Below are 17,082 nucleotides of genomic sequence, written 5' to 3' on the forward strand. Positions count from 1 at the left end.
TCATCGGACCCGGCCCCGCAGCGTCGTGAACAGATATGCGCAGAGCAGTGTGGTCAGCGACAACATCAGTGCCCCGCCCACGGGTTGAGCGAGCACCCGCACCGCGGCAGCCAGGTAGCGCTCCCCACCGAACGGCCACTGCACGAGAAGCAGCTCCCGAAGCCGTTCCGGGAACCCGGCCGCCGTCCGTACAGACGGCCCCCACAAGACCTTTTGTACGAGCGGTACGACGACGATCGGCACGGCGAGCACCGCGGCGAGCCCGGCGGCGGTGGACCGGAAGATCCCTGCCGCGAGCACGCCCGCCCACGCGCAGCCCACCACGAGACCGAGCCAACTCGCGCCCAGGGAGAACCAGTCCGGCGGAACTCCGGTGAGCTCCCGTCCGTAGACGAGGTAGAGCGCTTCGAGGTCGCATCCCACCGTGAGGAACGCCAGCATCAGCGCGGTGGCGGAGGCGACGAGGAGCTTCGCCGCCAGCAGCCCCAGCCGGCGCGGGACGGTGCCTCGGTCCGCGGCGAGGGCGGGATGCCGGAACTCCTCACCGAACGCGACGGCTCCCAGCAGTCCGGCACCGATCGCGGCGGGCGGCAGCGGGAGTTCCCGCGGCCACGCCGCCAGCAGTCGTGGCTGCGGCGTGTGACCGATCCTGGCCAGGAGCACGGACAGGAGGACCGAGGTGACGAGAACCCCGGCCACGGTGAGGTAGCCGGTGCCGACACCGGCCGCCCTGCGCAGTTCGTAGCGCAGGGGACGCAGCGGGTTCGGGGCCTGCCGTACGGCGATGGGGGGCGGGAGCGGGGAGTCGTCGTGCGCCGCCGGTGTCTCGGAGCGCAGCTCATCGGCCCCCGGCTCGCCTTCCCCGGCGGACACCTCCGGCGCGGGCCCCTGCGCCCCCTCCTCGGGGTCCGAAGTCGGTGCGGGACCCATGTCGCCCGTCTCGTCGGCGAGTTGGTGGACGAGGATGCCGTGCCGGAAGGCAGCCTCACCGATGTCGGCGCAGGTACTCCCGTACACCGAGAGCCGGTTGCCCCCCTCGCGCACGACCTCGACGGAACGCTGTGCGGTGCGGGCCTCCTTGGTCAGCAGGGAACCGAGGCGGGCCGCGTGCGGGCTCCGGACGGCGACCCGTGGCCTGAGCCGGGTGCGGGCGAAGTCCGCGACCTCCTGCTCGGCGACGAGTCTGCTCTGTTCCAGCGTGACGACCCGGTCCGCGGTTCGCGCGGCCTCCTTGGGGTCGTCCGTGGTGAACAGGACCGTGCCGCCCTGCGTCGCGTGCGCCCGCAGGATCCCGTGCAGCCAGCGCCCCTCGCCGACGCTCAGTCCGTCCGCCGGGTCGTCGAGCACGAGGGTGTGCGGGTCCGCCAGGAGCGCGCAGGCCAGCCCGAGCCGGCGGTCCATGCCGCGGGACAGCGTGACAAGGCGCTCGTCGCGAAGGCCGACGAGCCCGACCACTTCGAGCACTTCGTCCGCGCGGCGCACGGGCACCCCGACCGCGGCGCACAGCATGCGGAGTTGACCGCGGACCGTACGCGCCGGATGGCCCGGAACCTCGCCCATGAGCACGCCGACCTCGCGCGAGGGATGGGCGATCCGATGCAGTGGCCGCCCACGGAAGTAGGTGATTCCGCGGCCCTGTTGGAGTTCGAGCATGAGCTTCAGCACCGTCGTCTTGCCCGCGCCCCGGGCTCCGAGAAGCGCTGTGACGTGGCCCGCGCGCGCCTCGAAGGACACGTCGTCGACAGCGGGCGGACGCGCCTTACGCGTGTTGCTGGTCAGTCCGATGGCCTGGATCACTCGAAGCAAGATAGCGCTACATTTGGGAATTTTCGGGCACCTTGCGGCTCGTCCGCGCCGGGCCTCGCGGCTCCCGCGGACACCGGGAAGCCCCGGCCGCCGAAAACGTGCCGCGTACCTCAGACCTCGGGGCGGAGCATCGGCGGGTTGAGCAGGGTGGCGCCTCCCGCTCGGAACAACTGGGCGGGGCGGCCGCCCTGGCGCGTGGTCGTGCCCCCCGTGGGCACGAGGAAGCCCGGTGTGCCCGTCACCTTGCGGTGGAAGTTGCGCGGGTCGAGCACCACACCCCAGACGGCTTCGTAGACCCGGCGCAGTTCACCCACCGTGAACTCGGTCGGACAGAACGCGGTCGCCAGGGACGAATACTCGATCTTGGATCGGGCACGCTCCACACCGTCGGAGAGGATCTGCGCGTGGTCGAACGCGAGGGGCGCCGCCTGCTCCCCGTCGCGCCCGTACCCGCCTTGCCGCAGCAGCTCCTCGACGGGCGCCCAGCGCGCGCTGTTCGCGTCGCCGCCCGCCCGGGGCGCGGGCAGGTCGGGAGCCAGCGCGAGGTGCGCGACGCTGACCACCCGCATCCGGGGGTCACGCTTGGGGTCGCCGTACGTCGCGAGCTGCTCCAGGTGGGCTCCGTTGTCCTGGGCGGGCACGGAGGGGTCGTGCGCGCACAGGCCCGTCTCCTCGGCCAGTTCGCGGGCCGCGGCCTGGGCGAGATCCTCGTCGGTCCGCACGAAACCGCCGGGCAGCGCCCATCGCCCCTGGAACGGCTGCTCGCCCCGTCGTACCGCCAGCGCGCACAGGGCATGGCGGCGCACGGTCAGCACGACCAGGTCCACGGTCACGGCGAAGGGCGGAAAGGCTGACGGGTCGTAGGGCATGCCGCGATCATAGTCGTCTGCCTGACGATAAACACCTCCTTCGGCAGGCCGGTCCATGGTTGATCGACCTCCGTCCGGCACGGCACCCGGCTGTCGCGAAGGCCTCGTACGAAGTCGTCTCCCGCGACGTCACGTCCTCAACTGCAGCCCGTCGCCCACCTCCTCGACCGTGGCGAGGCCTGCTCCGCTGACGCGCACGGAGAAGGGTGCGCCCGAGATCCGCAGGCCCGTCAGCGCGATCTCTCCGAGCGGCGCACTACGGAACGGGCGCAGGGTCACGGTCCCGGCCGGCGCATCGGGGCGGATCCCGGCCAGGGAGCCGAGCAACAGCACCCCGGCCGCGGCGGAGGTGGCGGCGGGCCGGGCGGCCGCGGGATGGGGAATCGGGGCGCTCCCCCGCGTGCGCCGCTCTCCCGCGTACATCTCGGGCAGCCGGTCGCCGAAGGCCTGGGCCGCCGCCAGGACGCCGCGCAGCAGTGAACCGGCCTCCCTCCCGTGTCCCGCGGCGGCGAGCCCCGTGACCGCGACGGCCGTCTCGTGGACGCGGACGGCCCCGCCTCGATGGCCGAACGGGTTGTACGCCGCCTCCTTCGCCCCGAGGCTCCGCAGTCCCCAGCCGGAGTCCATGTCCGGGCCACCGAGCAGCCGCGCGAGCTGTTCGGTCCTCGCCTTGTCGAGCAGCCCGGGGGCCAGCTCTCCTGAGCCCAGCAGACCGGTGTCGAGGAGATGGGAGGTGCTCGAACCGAGATGGGGAACGAGCCGTCCGTCCGAGGCGCGGGCGGCCGCCGGTCCGCCTCCGCGGCCGTCCTCGATCCAGAAGTCTTCACAGAACGCCGTCCGCAGCGCCCGGGCCCATTCGCGCAGCTCGGTGCCGCCGCTCCGCCCGTGGTCGTCGAGCAGGTCGGCGCCGAGCAGCGCCGCTCGATGCGCGTGCGCCTGCGTCTCGCAGCGGAACGGTCCGCCCGGCTGCGGGTCGGACAGGTACGTGTTGTCGCCGACCGCTGTCCGCAGCCACTCCAGGCACCGCTCCGCCGCGGGCAACAGCTCCTCGACCTCCCGCTCGGCCAGTCCCCAGCGCCGGGCCTCGGCGAGGAGCACGGGGAAGCCCAGCGTCGCCTCGGTCGCCGTGCACCCCGGGGGCAGGTGTGGCCCGCCGTCCCGGAGCAGTCCCGGGATCAGGCCGCGGCGGGGGTCCTGACCGGTGAACTGGGTGCGGGCGAGGGTCCGCAGGGTGCCGGCGGCGAGACGCGTGCCGAGCGGCAGCGTCATCCGGGCCGCGGCCAGTGCCTCGGCCGGAGCCAGCCCGCAGCGCCATGGCACTCCCGCCGCCAGGTGGGTGTCGGTGGGATGCCCGGGGTCACGGAGCAACAGGGCCCGAAGGTCCTCCACGCAACTGCGCAGCAGCTCCTCGGCACCGGTCTCGTCGCTCACCACCCGGGCCTGGGCGAACGGGCTCGTGGCACCGCGGCCCACCGCCCTGATCGGTCGCCGCCCGTCCGGCCGGACGCGCAGTTCGACACCGAAGGTGCCACCGGGCGGCAGTTCGAGTTCCCAGCGCAGCAGTCCCGCGGACGCCAGGGCGTCGGTGGGCGGCGGGTCGGCGGTCACGGTCACGTACCCGGTTGCGGTGGACCAGCGCAGGCCGGAGGCGTGGACGCTGGCCGGCAGCTCGGGCCCCGCCCGGCCCGAGGCGACCGAGCCCAGTTCCGCGAGGTCGGTCCCGAGGGCGACCTCGACGGGCAGACGCAGTGCCCGAGGAGCCGAGCTCCGCAAGGTGATCCGCTCGGTACCGTCCGCATGGCGCGTTCTCTCGACGACGACGTCCGGGTCCGGTCCGACGTCGGAGGAGGCGCGAAGCGTACCCACGAACCGGGCTCGGTCGGCCGCGAGCATGCGGGCCTGGGTGGCGAGTGGTTCCCGGCCGGCGATCCGTACCTGGCAGCGGGACAGCATGCGTCGCCCCTCCCGGTAGAAGCCCTCCAGTCCACGGCCGGTCAGCTGTCCCTCCGCCGGGGAGATCACCAGCCCCGGCAGGGCGACGCAGATCAGGGAGGTGTGGGCGGGCGGCAGGTCCGCCGTCCGGCCCGGGACGGAAGGGAACGTCCGGGCGTCGCTGGGCCCGCGCCTTTCCGGAATGGCGGGCGCCCCGGCGTTCCGACCCGCTCGTGGGGCCGCCGGAGCGCCCTCGGGTCTGAGGGACCGGGCGACCTCGTGCCCCGGCGGGCGGCCGCCGTCGGGGACCGAGGACGGTTCGGGCATGGACATGGGGGTTTCCTCCGCGCTCGTGCGCCTGGAGCGCGTTCCGCTCCTGGTGGGGACTCCGCGGGGCAGGGTCGAGGCGTTGTGGCGGCGCGCCCCGGCCACGGAATCCGCCACTCAGGTGAACGGGACAGCCCTGTCCGGGGTCACGCGTTTCGTCCGGTAAGCCGACCGAATGGCGGTGGGACGGCCGACGAGGCCCACCGGCATCGGCCGAGCGGAGATCAGCGGTACCGAGGGTGTCCTTCCAGAAGCCGCCTCGCCGGAATCCCCTCTGCCCGAGGCCGTCCTTCCCCGGCCCGACCGTCCGAGCTGTCCCGCCGGCCGTTCCCGATCCGCTCCCCTCACCCGTCCTCTCCGGCGGCACGCCGACCGCTCTCGTCCCGTGCGCGGAGGCGGCTGTCCGGGGCCTCGGCCGCTCGCCCCGGTCCGTCTCCCGCCGAGATGGGCGCACCGGCCGGGCGGCGTCCACGGGCACGCGCGGTTCCGGGGGCGCTACGGCCCGGGTGTCCCGCGCCGTTCGCCGTCGGGCGGCTCCGCCGGCGGCGCCGAGCGGCGGGCGTCGCGTGACGGGCGTCGGGCGCGGGGGAAGCGCAGGTCGGGTCGGTCGCCGGGTGCCGCGCCCCGGGGACGTCCGGCCGCTCCACCGCCGTCGCGTCATCGCCCGCGCGCCCCGCGCGCAGACAGCGTCGGACGGATTCCGGATCCAGGCCCTCGTTGCAGGCCTGGTGGAGCAGCCGGGCGAACAGATAGTCGGGATCGGCGCCGAGCGCCATCGCCAGCGCTTCTCGCGCTTCCAGTTCGTCGCCCAGGGACCAGGCGACCCAGCCGGCGAGGGTGAGCGGTGCCGCGGCGTGCTCGCGGTAGGGGCCGACACAGCGGCGGGCCAGCGCCCGCCACAGACGCAGCGCCGGGCCGGCCTCGTCGCCCTCCATCCACTGCGCGGCCCGGTCCCGGGTCGTGCGGTCCTGAAGGCCGAGAATCAGTGTGGCGGCCTCGTCGTCCTCCAGCAGTCCGTCGTCACGGAGGTCCGCCGGACGCGTCCCGGTCACGGGCGGGACCTGCGCGAACCGGTCCCTGACCCGCCGGGCGAGCGCGAGGGCCTCCTCAGCCACCTCGGCGCGACTGGCGTCCTCCAGGATCCTCGGCACGAGGGCCATGCTGGCCGCGTCCAGAGCCACCTCCTGACCGAGTGCGACGGTGGCGGACTCCCAGGGAAGGAGCCTGGCCGTCAGTTCTTTCAGGGACCCGCGCACCTGAATTCCGGCGTACGTCGCGGCGGCGGCGAGGACCGAGGTCCCGGGCAGGCCCATGGGCGTGCCCTCCGGCGGGCAGCACCCCCTGCCCGGGCAGGTGTAGGACCAGAAGCGGCCGTCGGAGATGCAGAGAGCCTCGATCACCGGGACGTCGAGACGTCCGCACGCCGTCCGCAGCAGTTGCGCGAGCGGGCGCAGGCGTTCCATGACCTCCCGGCCCGATTCACCGCTCCCGGGTTCCTGGCACAGGTACGCCACCATGCTCTCGGGCCGGGCTCCCCGGCGCTCGCTGCCTTTCACCAGGCCCTGCGCCAACTGGTCCGAGACGGAGGGCCAGTCCTCCGCCTGGGCGGGGATCCCGAGGCGGGCCCGGCCGCCGAACCTGCCCCGCCGCTCCCGGTCGTGCAGGGCGGCCAGCACGATGCTGTCGTCAGGGCGGTATCCGAGGAGGTAGGGCAGCGCGTCGGCCAGCTCCGCCGGGGTGCGCAGAGTCACCTGGTGCTCCGCGCCCGGCACGACCGGGACACCCGGGCCGCCCAGGTGCCGGCGGGCGCCGTGGGCGAGACCCGCGCCGCCCTCGTGGTGCCGCGGGGCCGGGACGGCCGTGCCGCCGGAGATCCCCGGACGCTCCGGTCCGCCCGGCCGGTCCCGGCCCGCACGTCCGGTCGGGTCCCCCGGGCCGTTCCACCCGTCCCCGGCGCGGCCGACCGGCCGGCTCCGGCCGCCCGCGTCGACACCTCGGTCCTGTCCCGGGTGACCACCGCGCCCACCGATCGCGCCGCTGTTCTCGTCGCCGGACCGGCCGGCCACTTCGTCGTGATTCGTCATGCGGTGACCATCTCGCGGATCGCAAAATTCCGTTTCAGCCTGTGGATAACCTTCCTCATGATCACGCCAAAAGTTGTCCCCAGCCGCGGGGGCTCGTTCGCGCTATGTCCGACCCATCGGGTTGCATGGAGCCATGACCAACGAAGACCCGCGACCCGAGAACGCCGACAACGCACACGACGACGCCCGCGAAGAGCTGCGGACCGCGGCCGATGCCGTCCTGGCCCGCCTCGTCGGGGCCGAGGCCGGCCGGGCTCGACTGCGCGAGGACCAGTGGCGCGCCATCGAGGCGCTGGTCGCCGACAAGCGCCGAGCGCTGGTCGTGCAGCGGACCGGCTGGGGCAAGTCCGCGGTGTACTTCGTCGCGACCGCGCTGCTGCGCGAGCGGGGCGCCGGACCCACGGTGATCGTCTCGCCGCTTCTGGCGCTGATGCGCAACCAGGTGGAGGCCGCCGCCCGCGCCGGAATCCGCGCGCGGACGATCAACTCCTCGAACCCGGAGGAGTGGGACACGATCCAGGCCGAGGTGGCGGCGAGCGAGGTCGACGTCCTCCTCGTGAGTCCCGAGCGGCTGAACAACCCCGATTTCCGTGACCAGGTGCTGCCCAAGCTGGCCGCCGCGACCGGTCTGCTGGTGGTCGACGAGGCGCACTGCATCTCCGACTGGGGTCACGACTTCCGGCCGGACTACCGTCGCCTGCGCACCATGCTCGCCGACCTGCCGCCCGGCGTCCCCGTGCTGGCCACCACGGCGACGGCCAACGCGCGCGTGACGGCCGATGTCGCCGAGCAGCTCGGCACCGGCGCCAGCACCGACGCGCTGGTCCTGCGCGGCCCGCTGGACCGCGAGAGCCTGAGCCTCGGTGTGCTGCGGCTGCCGGACGCCGCCCACCGGATGGCCTGGCTCGCGGAGCACCTGGGCGACCTGCCGGGCTCCGGCATCATCTACACGCTCACCGTGGCCGCGGCCGAGGAGGTCACCGCGTTCCTGCGACAGAGCGGGTACACCGTGGCCTCGTACACCGGGAAGACGGAGAACGCGGACCGCCAGCAGGCCGAGGAGGATCTGCTCGGCAATCGCGTCAAGGCCTTGATCGCCACGTCCGCGCTGGGCATGGGCTTCGACAAGCCCGACCTGGGGTTCGTGGTGCACCTGGGTTCCCCCTCCTCCCCCATCGCCTACTACCAGCAGGTGGGACGCGCGGGACGCGGTGTGGAGCACGCGGAGGTGCTGCTCCTGCCGGGCAAGGAGGACCAGGCGATCTGGGAGTACTTCGCCTCGATCGCCTTCCCGCCGGAGGAGCAGGTGCGGCGCACCCTGGATGTGCTGGCCGGGGCCGGGCGGCCTCTGTCGTTGCCCGCGCTCGAACCGCTGGTGGAACTGCGCAGATCCCGTCTGGAGACCATGCTCAAGGTGCTCGACGTGGACGGCGCCGTCCACCGGGTCAAGGGCGGCTGGATCTCCACGGGAGTGCCTTGGACGTACGACACCGAGCGCTACGCCTGGGTCGCCAAGCAGCGGGCCGCGGAGCAGCAGGCGATGCGGGACTACGTGTCCACGACCGGCTGCCGCATGGAGTTCCTGCGCCGGCAGCTGGACGACGAGGGAGCCGTCCCGTGCGGGCGCTGCGACAACTGCGCGGGCGGCCGGTTCCAGACCTCCGTGTCCACGGCAGCGCTGGACGCGGCGAGCGGCGAGCTGGGCCGCGCCGGGGTGGACGTCGAGCCCCGGAAGATGTGGCCCACCGGGCTGCCGGCGGTCGGCGTCGACCTGAAGGGACGCATCCCGGCCGGTGAGCAGGCCGCTCCGGGACGGGCTCTGGGACGGCTCTCGGACATCGGCTGGGGCAACCGGCTGCGGCCGATGCTCGCCCCGCAGGCCCCGGACGGGCCCGTTCCCGACGACGTGGCCAAGGCTGTGGTCGGCGTCCTGGCCGACTGGGCGAAGGGCCCGGACGGCTGGGCGTCCGGAAAGCCCGACGCCCAGCCGCGGCCGGTGGGCGTGGTGACCATCGCCTCGCGTTCGCGGCCCCGGTTGATCCAGTCGCTCGGCGCGCGGATCGCGGAGGTCGGCCGGCTGCCGCTGCTGGGATCCGTGGAGTACGTCGGCGAGGTGTCACAGATGTCCCGGAGCAACAGCGCTCAGCGGCTGAAGGCACTGGACGGAGCGTTGTCCGTGCCGCCGGAACTGGCCGACGCGCTGAAGGAGGCGGGTGGTCCGGTCCTGCTGGTGGACGATGCCACGGAGACGGGCTGGACGCTGGCGGTGGCGTCGCGGATGCTTCGCAGAGCGGGCGCTCAGGCGGTGTTGCCGCTGGTCCTCGCCGTTCAAGCGTGACCCGCGTGTCGCCATGCGGAACAGCGGGCAGGTATATAGGTCGCTAATCGTCCAAAAACGGTCCGTGGCCCCAATTGCTCGTTGCCGCAACCCAGTTCGACAGGAAGAATTGAGCTCCGCCCCCCGCACGGTTCGCCCCCTGGTCCGGTAGGGCTCTGCTGCGGCGTGCCATTCCCCCAAATCCGACTCCGCCCACCGTATGGGCACGTAGCCGAAGGGAGGACCGTGACCTTCGGATTCGCTCCGTCCTCGGCGGCATCCATGTCGACGTCTCCCGACCTGTCCGCCGCTTCCACCGACCCAGTGGCCCGCATGCTCGAACCCGCCGAATGGGCCTCGGCCGGAATTCCGCTCCTGCGTGATCCCCGCGATGTCGTCAGCGGGCTGCACGCCCGGCACCGGCCCAGACCGGCGACCGCCATCGTGGCCGTGCTCGATCCGGAGGAGCGGCTGATGGCGAGCGCGTCCTTCACCCGGCGTTCGGCACCGGCCGACGGCTGGATGTTCCGCAACGTGCTGCTCGCGCAGCTGCGCCGGGTCATCCCGCACGACCTGCGACGTCGCTCTCCCGTGCGCACGGCCGTGCTGCTGTACTGCCGGGACGGCGACGCGCGCTGGACGCCGGAGGACGGAGCCTGGATGTGGGGACTGCGGGACGCCTGCACGCTTCACGGACTGCGGTGCGGGGCGTACATCACCCTGACGCGTGACGGCTGGCAGGTTCTCGGCGAGGGCCGGGGCGGACGCCGCCCCAACTCCGAATCGACACCGGAGTTCTTCGCGGGCGAGGTGCTGCCGCCCCTGCCCCGCACCGGAGGCGTCGCCTCGGAGATCATGCGCCGGGCGGCCGCCCGCTGACACGTGAACGCGCCTCACGGCGTCCGGCCCGCCCCGGGGGAAGGCGGGCCGCACACGTCAGGCGAAGCGTTCGGGGGTCGCGCCGCTCAAGCACGGGGTACAGCGCCACGGATACACCCCTCCCCGGCCTGGGGCACGGACGCGCCCTCGACCGAAGGAGGGGAACCACCGGGCGCCGGGGACACAGTGAGTGACGTGCGCATGCCACCATCGACGGTGAACGGCGAGAGAGGCCGATCACCGTCCCTGCGACGCCCGCCGAGAGCGGGAGGGGCGCGAGCCGTGACCTGGCACCGCCACAGAACACCCCGTACGGACCGGCGAGCGATGGGCGGAACACCCCCGCGCGCATGAACGCACCACAAGCGGCCGCCACGGGTGCGCGTCTCGGGCACCCGTCGCGCAGGGGTCTGGACACGTCACGGGCAGGCCGAGGCGACCACCCTGCAGGTGCCGCCGCGGCGGCACCCTCAGCGTCCCGCCGGGCGGGTTCCGGATCAGGTCCGGAACACGCTCAGACGCCCGCGCCCAGAACCGAGTTGATCTGCTGCGGGTCACCGCAGACGATCAGCAGGGCACCGGCCCGGCCGAGGGCCAGGGGCAGCGCGGTGGCCACGGCCTCGCCGGAGCCGCCGTTGACCGCGACCACGACCACGGGACGGGACACGATCCGGCCCGCGGTGGAGGCCCCGGCGTAGAAGACGTCGTCGCCGGCGTCCTGCTGCGCCCAGTAGGCGGCCTCGCCGAAGGAGAGTTCGTGCGCGGCCCACGGGTGCGGATCGCCGGTGGTGACCACCAGCACCTCCCCGGGGGCGCGGCCCGACTCCAGCAGCAGGTCGACGGCTTCTTCGGCAGCGTCCAGCGCGCCGTCGGCCGAAGCCGGGACAAGCTGGATCTGCGGGGTGGCGGCAGCGGGTGCGGCCGCCTTGACGGACGGCCCCGGCGCGGCCACGACCGGCTCGCGCGGGGTGCGTTGGACCGGCATCGGCCGGACAGGACCAGGACGGCCGGGACGCGGCGGAGCCGCGGGACGGGGACCGGGTACAGGACGGGGGGTCGGCGCGACGCGGCCACTGGCCGGAGTGACGCGGGGACCCTGGGCACTCTCGTGAATCTGAGGCTCCTCGGGAATGAGAGGCATGAGCTGATATCTATCAAACGCCGGTGCGACTCGCCTCGGCGGGTGGCACATGAATGCGAAAGGAATCGTCAGAAATCGAAGCCGAGCTGGCCCTCGATCTCCGGAACGTTCCCATCCGCCCAGCTGCGGACCTTCTTGAGATGCCGCCACTGGGGCAGCGCATCAAGATACGCCCACGACAACCGGTGGTACGGAGTGGGGCCCCGCTCCTCCAGCGCGGCTTTGTGGACCGGCGACGGGTACCCGGCGTTGGCCGCAAAACCGAAGTCTGCATGGTCGATGCCCAGTTCGGCCATCATTTTGTCGCGCTGAACCTTGGCGAGCACCGAGGCCGCCGCGACGGCGATACAGGACTGGTCGCCCTTGATCACTGTACGGACCTGCCAGGGAGCTCCGAGATAGTCGTGCTTCCCGTCGAGGATGACCGCGTCGGGACGGACCGGCAAGGCCTCCAGCGCGCGTACGGCCGCGAGGCGCAGGGCCGCCGTCATCCCCAGCCGGTCGATCTCCTCCGGGGAGGAGTGTCCGAGGGCGTACGACGTCACCCAGTTCTCCAACTCCACGGCGAGCGCGGTCCGGCGCTTGACGGTCAGGAGTTTGGAGTCGGTGAGGCCTTCGGGCGGTCGGCGCAGTCCGGTGACGGCGGCACAGACGGTGACGGGGCCGGCCCACGCGCCGCGGCCCACCTCGTCGACACCGGCGACGACCTTCGCTCCGGTCGTGGCGCGGAGGGAGCGCTCGACAGTGTGAGTGGGGGGTTCGTACGGCATAGCCCCTTCAGACTACGCCGCCCGCAACCCCTCCCGACACCCAGGTTCCCCGGGCTCCGGGGGAGCACGTCCCGGAGCCGGTCAGGCGACCCGAGCGCGCAGCAGCGGGACCATCAGCTGGTCGATCATCTCCTGGAGATCCTGGTCGCTCCATTCGCTTGCGCACACCTTCGACCGGTACATCATCATCGCCGGTACGGCGTCGAACACGTACGGGTTCGCGGCGTCGGGGCGTACTTCACCCCGCTCTATACCGTGGTGAATGACCTCGCGGAGCAGTCTCATAGTGGGTTCGACGACTCCGCCGAGGATCACCTGGTTGAAGCGTTCGGCCTGCGTCACATCGCATTCGTGAAGAACGGCGCGAAGCGCGAAACCCGGCTGCGAGAACATCGCGTCACGTACGAGCCGGCACAGTTCCAACAGGTCTTCCCGGACGCTGCCGAGGTCGGGAGCGTCCGTCACCTTCGGCAGCGCGGCCTGGAGGGCGTCCGCGACCAGGTCCTCCTTGGACGGCCAGCGCCGGTAGACCGCGGCCTTGCCGGTCTGGGCGCGCGCGGCCACACCTTCCATGGTGAGGCCGTTCCAGCCGACCGTGCCGAGCTGTTCCAGCGCGGCCTCCAGGATCGCGCGCTCGAGCACGGCACCACGCCGGCGCGAGGAGGCCGCCTGAGCGGGGGCGGCCGTCCAACGCGAAGCAACCATCAGAGTGTCTCCGTCGTACAGGGTGCGGGATTCGGGGAGTTCGAGCTTGCGCGGGGATCGGACGAGCGGGCCGGGCGACTTCGGCGGCAGCTTCAGTGAACGCTTGCGTTCACTGACGGGGAGTCATTACCGTTGAAGCAACAGTGAACGCGAGCGTTCACTAAGGCACTTGTGGGGGAAGCATAGTGACAACCTCTCAGTTGACCAAGGACACCAAGCCAGGTGCGGCCCGTCGGGAAGGGCATCCCGGCATCGCGCTCGCCGTCATCGCGGCCTGCCAACTCATGGTGGTACTCGACGCGACGATTGTGAACATCGCGCTCCCGCACATTCAAGACGCCCTCGAGTTCAGTACGACCGACCTGACATGGGTGATCAGCTCCTACACCCTCACCTTCGGTGGCCTGCTGCTTCTCGGCGCGCGGGCCGGTGACATCCTCGGTCGGCGCCGGGTCTTCATGACCGGCATCCTGCTGTTCACCTTCGCCTCGCTGCTCGGCGGACTCGCCCAGGAACCCTGGCAGTTGCTGGCGGCACGCGCGCTGCAGGGGGTCGGTGGCGCGATCGCCTCGCCGACGGCGCTGGCCCTGATCACCACCACGTTCCCCGAAGGACCGGAGCGGAACCGGGCGTTCGCCGTCTTCTCGACGGTCTCGGCCGGTGGCGGCGCCGTCGGACTGCTGGCCGGCGGGATGCTCACGGAGTGGCTCGACTGGCGGTGGGTCCTCTTCGTCAACGTACCCATCGGCATCCTGATCGCCGTGCTCGCGCCGATGTACATCAACGAGTCCGAACGCCATTCGGGACGCTTCGACATCGCGGGCGCGCTCACCTCGACGGCCGGCATGGCGTCCCTGGTGTACGGCTTCATCCGCGCCGCGGAGGAGGGCTGGCGGGACGGTCTCACGATCGGGTCGTTCTGCGCGGCCGTCGCCCTGTTGCTGGCGTTCGGGACCATCGAGACGCGGGCCAGGGAGCCCATCACCCCGCTGAGGATGTTCGCCGACCGCAACCGCTCGGGCACCTACCTGATCATGCTGAGCCTCGCGGCCGCGATGTTCGGCATGTTCTTCTACATCGTCCTCTTCGTTCAGAACGTCCTGGGCTACAGCCCGATCTCGTCCGGTCTGGCCTTCCTCCCGGTGACGGTCGCCATCGCGGTCGGGGCGGGCCTCTCGCAGCGCTTCCTGCCGGTGCTCGGCCCCAAGCCGTTCATGATCGCGGGCTCGGCCCTCGTCGCCCTCGGGCTCGGCTGGCTGACCTTCATCAGCCCCGACAGTTCGTACCTGGGCGCCGTCCTCGGCCCGATGCTGCTGTTCGGCTTCGGCATGGGCCTGAACTTCGTGACGCTGACGGTGACGGCGGTCTCCGGGGTGGCCCAGCGCGAGGCGGGCGCCGCCTCCGGTCTGCTCAATGTCACGCAACAGGTGGGCGGTTCGCTCGGTCTCGCCATCCTCACGACGGTGTTCGGTTCCGCCGGCCGCGACGAGGCGGCGCAGCAGATGCCGAAGTTCCTGGCGGACGGCTCGGCCGAGCAGAAGGCGGAGTTCGCCAAGTCCCATCAGCTGCCCGCCCCGTGGGGCCACGAGGTGCTCGCCCAGGGCATCTCGACCGCTTTCGTACCGGCGGTGGCGATGGCCCTGCTCGCCCTGATCACCGCGGCCGTGGTGATCAAGGTCCGCAGGAGCGACCTGGACGCCCTCGCCGGCACGGCGGAACCCGCCGTCGGCTGAGGACGGAGCCGCTGACGGCCGGAGCGCGGTCCGGGGGAACGGACCAGGACCGCGGTCCGGCCGTCAGCGGTACGACACGAGACCGGGCCCGGTCGACGCGGCGGCGCCACGACGACGGGCCCGGCCCCAACCCCAGCTCCGCCCCGGCCGCGGTACAAGCACGGGACGCCGGACGCCCGTACGACCCCGGGGGCACCGGCGCTCGGCGCGGACCCCGGCAGGAGTCCGCTCAGCGGCACAGCGATACAGCTCAGCGATACATCTGCTCGATCGCCATCTGGGTGCACACGCTCGAGTAGCCGGTCGTGACCAGCGGGTGGTCGCGCAGGATCTCCCGGGCCCGGACCTCGCCCCAGCTGGTCGCGTACCAGGGCTTGTCGTCCGTCGCCAGGTCCTCCGCGACGGAACTCAGCGCGCAGGAACGCATCGGCTCCTTCAGCTTGTCGAGGGCCGGTACGGCGTCGGCCGACAGCTCCTGCGCGTACTCGAGGTCGAACTTGGGGGTCTTCCCGCCCTGGCCCGTCTCCTCGTACCGCTGGACATTGCGCTCGGCGATCAGGGCGTCGGGGGACATCAGCCCGAACGCGAGCACACCGGCCGCGGCACTGACGGCGACGGCGCGGGGCAGCCAACGGGCGCCCCATACTCCGGCCGCCATGATGAGCACGATGACCAGGCCCAGCCAGAGCTCCCCGGCCACCACGGACACCCTCAGCCTCGTCAGCCCATAGGCGTCCACGTACATGTCCATACGTCGCACAGCGGATGCCACGACAACGAGCGTCAGTCCGCAGAGGGTTCCCAGCACGCCGCGCACCAGATTGCGGTCGCCCACGCCGTCCCGGGGCGCCCAGCGCAGCGCGAACACCACGACGAGCAGGGTCAGCAGCGTGACGATCAGCAGTTGCCAGAAGCCCTGGCGCGCGTAGTCGGCGTAGGACTGACCGTTCTTCTTCAGTACGGCGTCGTAACCGCCGAAGAGGACGACGAGCTGGACGGCGTTGAAGGCCGCGAAGAGCACGACGAGCACGACCAGCGGCAGGGCCCACTCCACGCGGTTGCGCGGACGCCCGGCGGGCACCACGACCCGGTCCCAGCGCGCCGGGGCGGCCGCCGTGTGGGCCACGGCCAGCGCTCCGACCAGGCCCAACACCAGCAGCACCACATGCCAGGGTCCGCCGGAGACGGACGCGTCCGGCATCAGGTCGCTGAGCAGGTTCGCGAACGCCGCGTCCGCGCCGGCGAACAGCGCACCGAAGACGAGCAGCAGGACCGCGGTCACCACCAGCGCGCGCAGTCCGACACCCACACCGCGACGGGCGCTGCCGAATCGTTCCCGCAGCCCACGCCAGCCCCAAGCGGGGCCGAGGACGACGGAGTTGAGCACACCGATGGGCCCCAGCAGCACCGCGGGCCAGGAGCGTCCGCCCTGCAGCGCGATCGAACCGAGCCCGATCGCGGTCACGACGGCGAGGAACGAAGGCCAGTCCGCGTCCCGCAGAGCGGGCACGCTCAGCAGGCCGATGCCGCCGATGCCCCAGACGAGGGCCCAGGCATGCGCGCGGCGTCCGGCCGCCCGGCCCGCGAAGAACGCGGCGAGCGAGGCGGGTACCGCCACGAGCAGGAGGTTCACCGCCAGACCGTCGTCCAGGAGCAGCATGCTGAGCAGCCCGGTCGCGAGCGTGGCCCACAGCGTGGCCGTGCGCACGGGGGCGGGCGGACCCACCTGGAGTCCGGCCGCCAGCATGCCGGGGGCGGGCGCCGGATGCGGCCTGCCAGGAGTTCTGCCGGGGGTTCCGTGAACCGTTCGGGCGGCTTGCGGCCGGGGCTTCACGCCTCCGTCGACCGGCCCGGCCGCACGGGCCGCCGGGACCGCCTTCCTCGCGTCGGCTTGCCGAGAGGCCCGCTCGTCGCCGTCATCGGCACCGTCGTGCTTCTGGCCCCCGGCGTGCGCATCGTCCCCGTCGTGCGCCTCGGCCGCCCGGCCCCCCGGCTCCTCGGCGGCGTCCGCGTCGGACTCCCGGTCGGCCCTGCCCTCGGATTGGTACTCGGATTCGTCCTCGCTCCGAGGTTCCTGCCCGCCCCTGAGTTCCGCTCGTTCCTCCGGGGCCTCCTCGACCACCGATGCGGCCGCGTCCCCCGTGGTACCCGATCCCGCGCCGGATCCAGGGCTCGGCCGCCCCGTCGATGGGGCTCCGGCCGGATCCGGGGAATCCCCCGGCCCCGGCGCTTCCGGATGACGCGCGTCGGCTCCCCGTACGTTCTTGCGCGCCTCCGGGCTCTTCGGTCCCGTCGGCGAATCGTCTCTCGGCTCGGGCGTGGACGGTATGTCGGACAAGGGATCCCCTCCCAGCCGGTCTCCGGGCAGCCCACAACCGGCTCTGTGACACGGAAGGGCTGCCGACCGGGTCTCGTCGGCACACGCCCGCGATGATCAACGGGCGCGTGGCGCACACGGTATCCATGGGCGTCGCGGCTGGGGATGGGGGTTGGTGGCTGTAGCAAGCCTGTGACAGACC

Annotated in this window: 11 protein-coding genes; 3 read left to right on the forward strand and 8 right to left on the reverse strand. The window is 72.6% G+C overall.

From position 1 onward, the window contains the following. The 4 genes from ACFYW7_RS33345 to ACFYW7_RS33360 all read right to left on the reverse strand — a co-directional run bounded on the left by ACFYW7_RS33345 (position 1) and on the right by ACFYW7_RS33360 (position 7,018). On the reverse strand, positions 1 to 1,797 hold the full coding sequence (locus tag ACFYW7_RS33345) for an ATP-binding cassette domain-containing protein (protein ID WP_389509302.1): 1,797 nt from the start codon (positions 1,795 to 1,797) through the stop codon (positions 1 to 3). A gap of 119 nt (positions 1,798 to 1,916) precedes the next feature. Then, positions 1,917 to 2,675 (reverse strand): NUDIX domain-containing protein, encoded by a 759-nt coding sequence (locus ACFYW7_RS33350; RefSeq protein WP_389509304.1) that lies wholly within the window; start codon positions 2,673 to 2,675, stop codon positions 1,917 to 1,919. A gap of 129 nt (positions 2,676 to 2,804) precedes the next feature. Beyond that, complete coding sequence (locus ACFYW7_RS33355) at positions 2,805 to 4,940, reverse strand: glycogen debranching N-terminal domain-containing protein (RefSeq protein ID WP_389509306.1); 2,136 nt, start codon at positions 4,938 to 4,940, stop codon at positions 2,805 to 2,807. A gap of 338 nt (positions 4,941 to 5,278) precedes the next feature. Continuing rightward, entirely contained in the window at positions 5,279 to 7,018 is a 1,740-nt protein-coding gene (locus ACFYW7_RS33360; protein ID WP_389509308.1) for a DUF4192 domain-containing protein, read from the reverse strand. A 133-nt stretch (positions 7,019 to 7,151) separates the two neighbouring features. Here ACFYW7_RS33360 and ACFYW7_RS33365 point away from each other — a divergent pair, with 133 nt between their 5' ends. Continuing rightward, positions 7,152 to 9,356 (forward strand): RecQ family ATP-dependent DNA helicase, encoded by a 2,205-nt coding sequence (locus tag ACFYW7_RS33365; protein WP_389509310.1) that lies wholly within the window; start codon positions 7,152 to 7,154, stop codon positions 9,354 to 9,356. 225 nt (positions 9,357 to 9,581) lie between these two features. Further along, positions 9,582 to 10,214 carry a hypothetical protein gene (locus ACFYW7_RS33370; protein ID WP_389509312.1) on the forward strand — a complete coding sequence of 211 codons (633 nt, stop codon included), beginning with the start codon at positions 9,582 to 9,584 and terminating at the stop codon, positions 10,212 to 10,214. Positions 10,215 to 10,728: 514 nt separating this feature from the next. Here the strand turns inward: ACFYW7_RS33370 and ACFYW7_RS33375 are convergent. The 3 genes from ACFYW7_RS33375 to ACFYW7_RS33385 form a co-directional block, all read right to left on the reverse strand. Next, entirely contained in the window at positions 10,729 to 11,355 is a 627-nt protein-coding gene (locus tag ACFYW7_RS33375; protein WP_389509313.1) for a hypothetical protein, read from the reverse strand. A 68-nt stretch (positions 11,356 to 11,423) separates the two neighbouring features. Beyond that, positions 11,424 to 12,125 carry a ribonuclease HII gene (locus ACFYW7_RS33380; RefSeq protein ID WP_389509315.1) on the reverse strand — a complete coding sequence of 234 codons (702 nt, stop codon included), beginning with the start codon at positions 12,123 to 12,125 and terminating at the stop codon, positions 11,424 to 11,426. Between the two features lie 81 nt (positions 12,126 to 12,206). Then, entirely contained in the window at positions 12,207 to 12,830 is a 624-nt protein-coding gene (locus ACFYW7_RS33385; RefSeq protein WP_389509317.1) for a TetR/AcrR family transcriptional regulator, read from the reverse strand. 185 nt (positions 12,831 to 13,015) lie between these two features. Between ACFYW7_RS33385 and ACFYW7_RS33390 the strand changes: the two genes are divergently transcribed. After that, the gene (locus ACFYW7_RS33390) at positions 13,016 to 14,563 is read left to right on the forward strand and encodes an MFS transporter (protein ID WP_389509319.1); all 1,548 of its coding nucleotides are present in this window, start codon (positions 13,016 to 13,018) and stop codon (positions 14,561 to 14,563) included. Positions 14,564 to 14,813: 250 nt separating this feature from the next. Here the strand turns inward: ACFYW7_RS33390 and ACFYW7_RS33395 are convergent, their stop codons facing one another. After that, entirely contained in the window at positions 14,814 to 16,271 is a 1,458-nt protein-coding gene (locus tag ACFYW7_RS33395; protein WP_389509321.1) for a DUF4153 domain-containing protein, read from the reverse strand. Positions 16,272 to 17,082 lie beyond the last annotated feature (811 nt).

The sequence above is a fragment of the Streptomyces sp. NPDC002580 genome, assembly GCF_042889485.1.
Lineage (GTDB): Bacteria > Actinomycetota > Actinomycetes > Streptomycetales > Streptomycetaceae > Streptomyces.

Excerpts from the sequence above, each read along its gene's own strand:
- ACFYW7_RS33380 (WP_389509315.1), bottom strand. The coding sequence starts at position 12,125 with ATGCCGTACGAACCCCCCACTCACACTGTCGAGCGCTCCCTCCGCGCC.
- ACFYW7_RS33375 (WP_389509313.1), bottom strand. The coding sequence starts at position 11,355 with ATGCCTCTCATTCCCGAGGAGCCTCAGATTCACGAGAGTGCCCAGGGT.
- ACFYW7_RS33385 (WP_389509317.1), bottom strand. The coding sequence starts at position 12,830 with ATGGTTGCTTCGCGTTGGACGGCCGCCCCCGCTCAGGCGGCCTCCTCG.
- ACFYW7_RS33350 (WP_389509304.1), bottom strand. The coding sequence starts at position 2,675 with ATGCCCTACGACCCGTCAGCCTTTCCGCCCTTCGCCGTGACCGTGGAC.
- ACFYW7_RS33360 (WP_389509308.1), bottom strand. The coding sequence starts at position 7,018 with ATGACGAATCACGACGAAGTGGCCGGCCGGTCCGGCGACGAGAACAGC.
- ACFYW7_RS33365 (WP_389509310.1), top strand. The coding sequence starts at position 7,152 with ATGACCAACGAAGACCCGCGACCCGAGAACGCCGACAACGCACACGAC.
- ACFYW7_RS33355 (WP_389509306.1), bottom strand. The coding sequence starts at position 4,940 with ATGTCCATGCCCGAACCGTCCTCGGTCCCCGACGGCGGCCGCCCGCCG.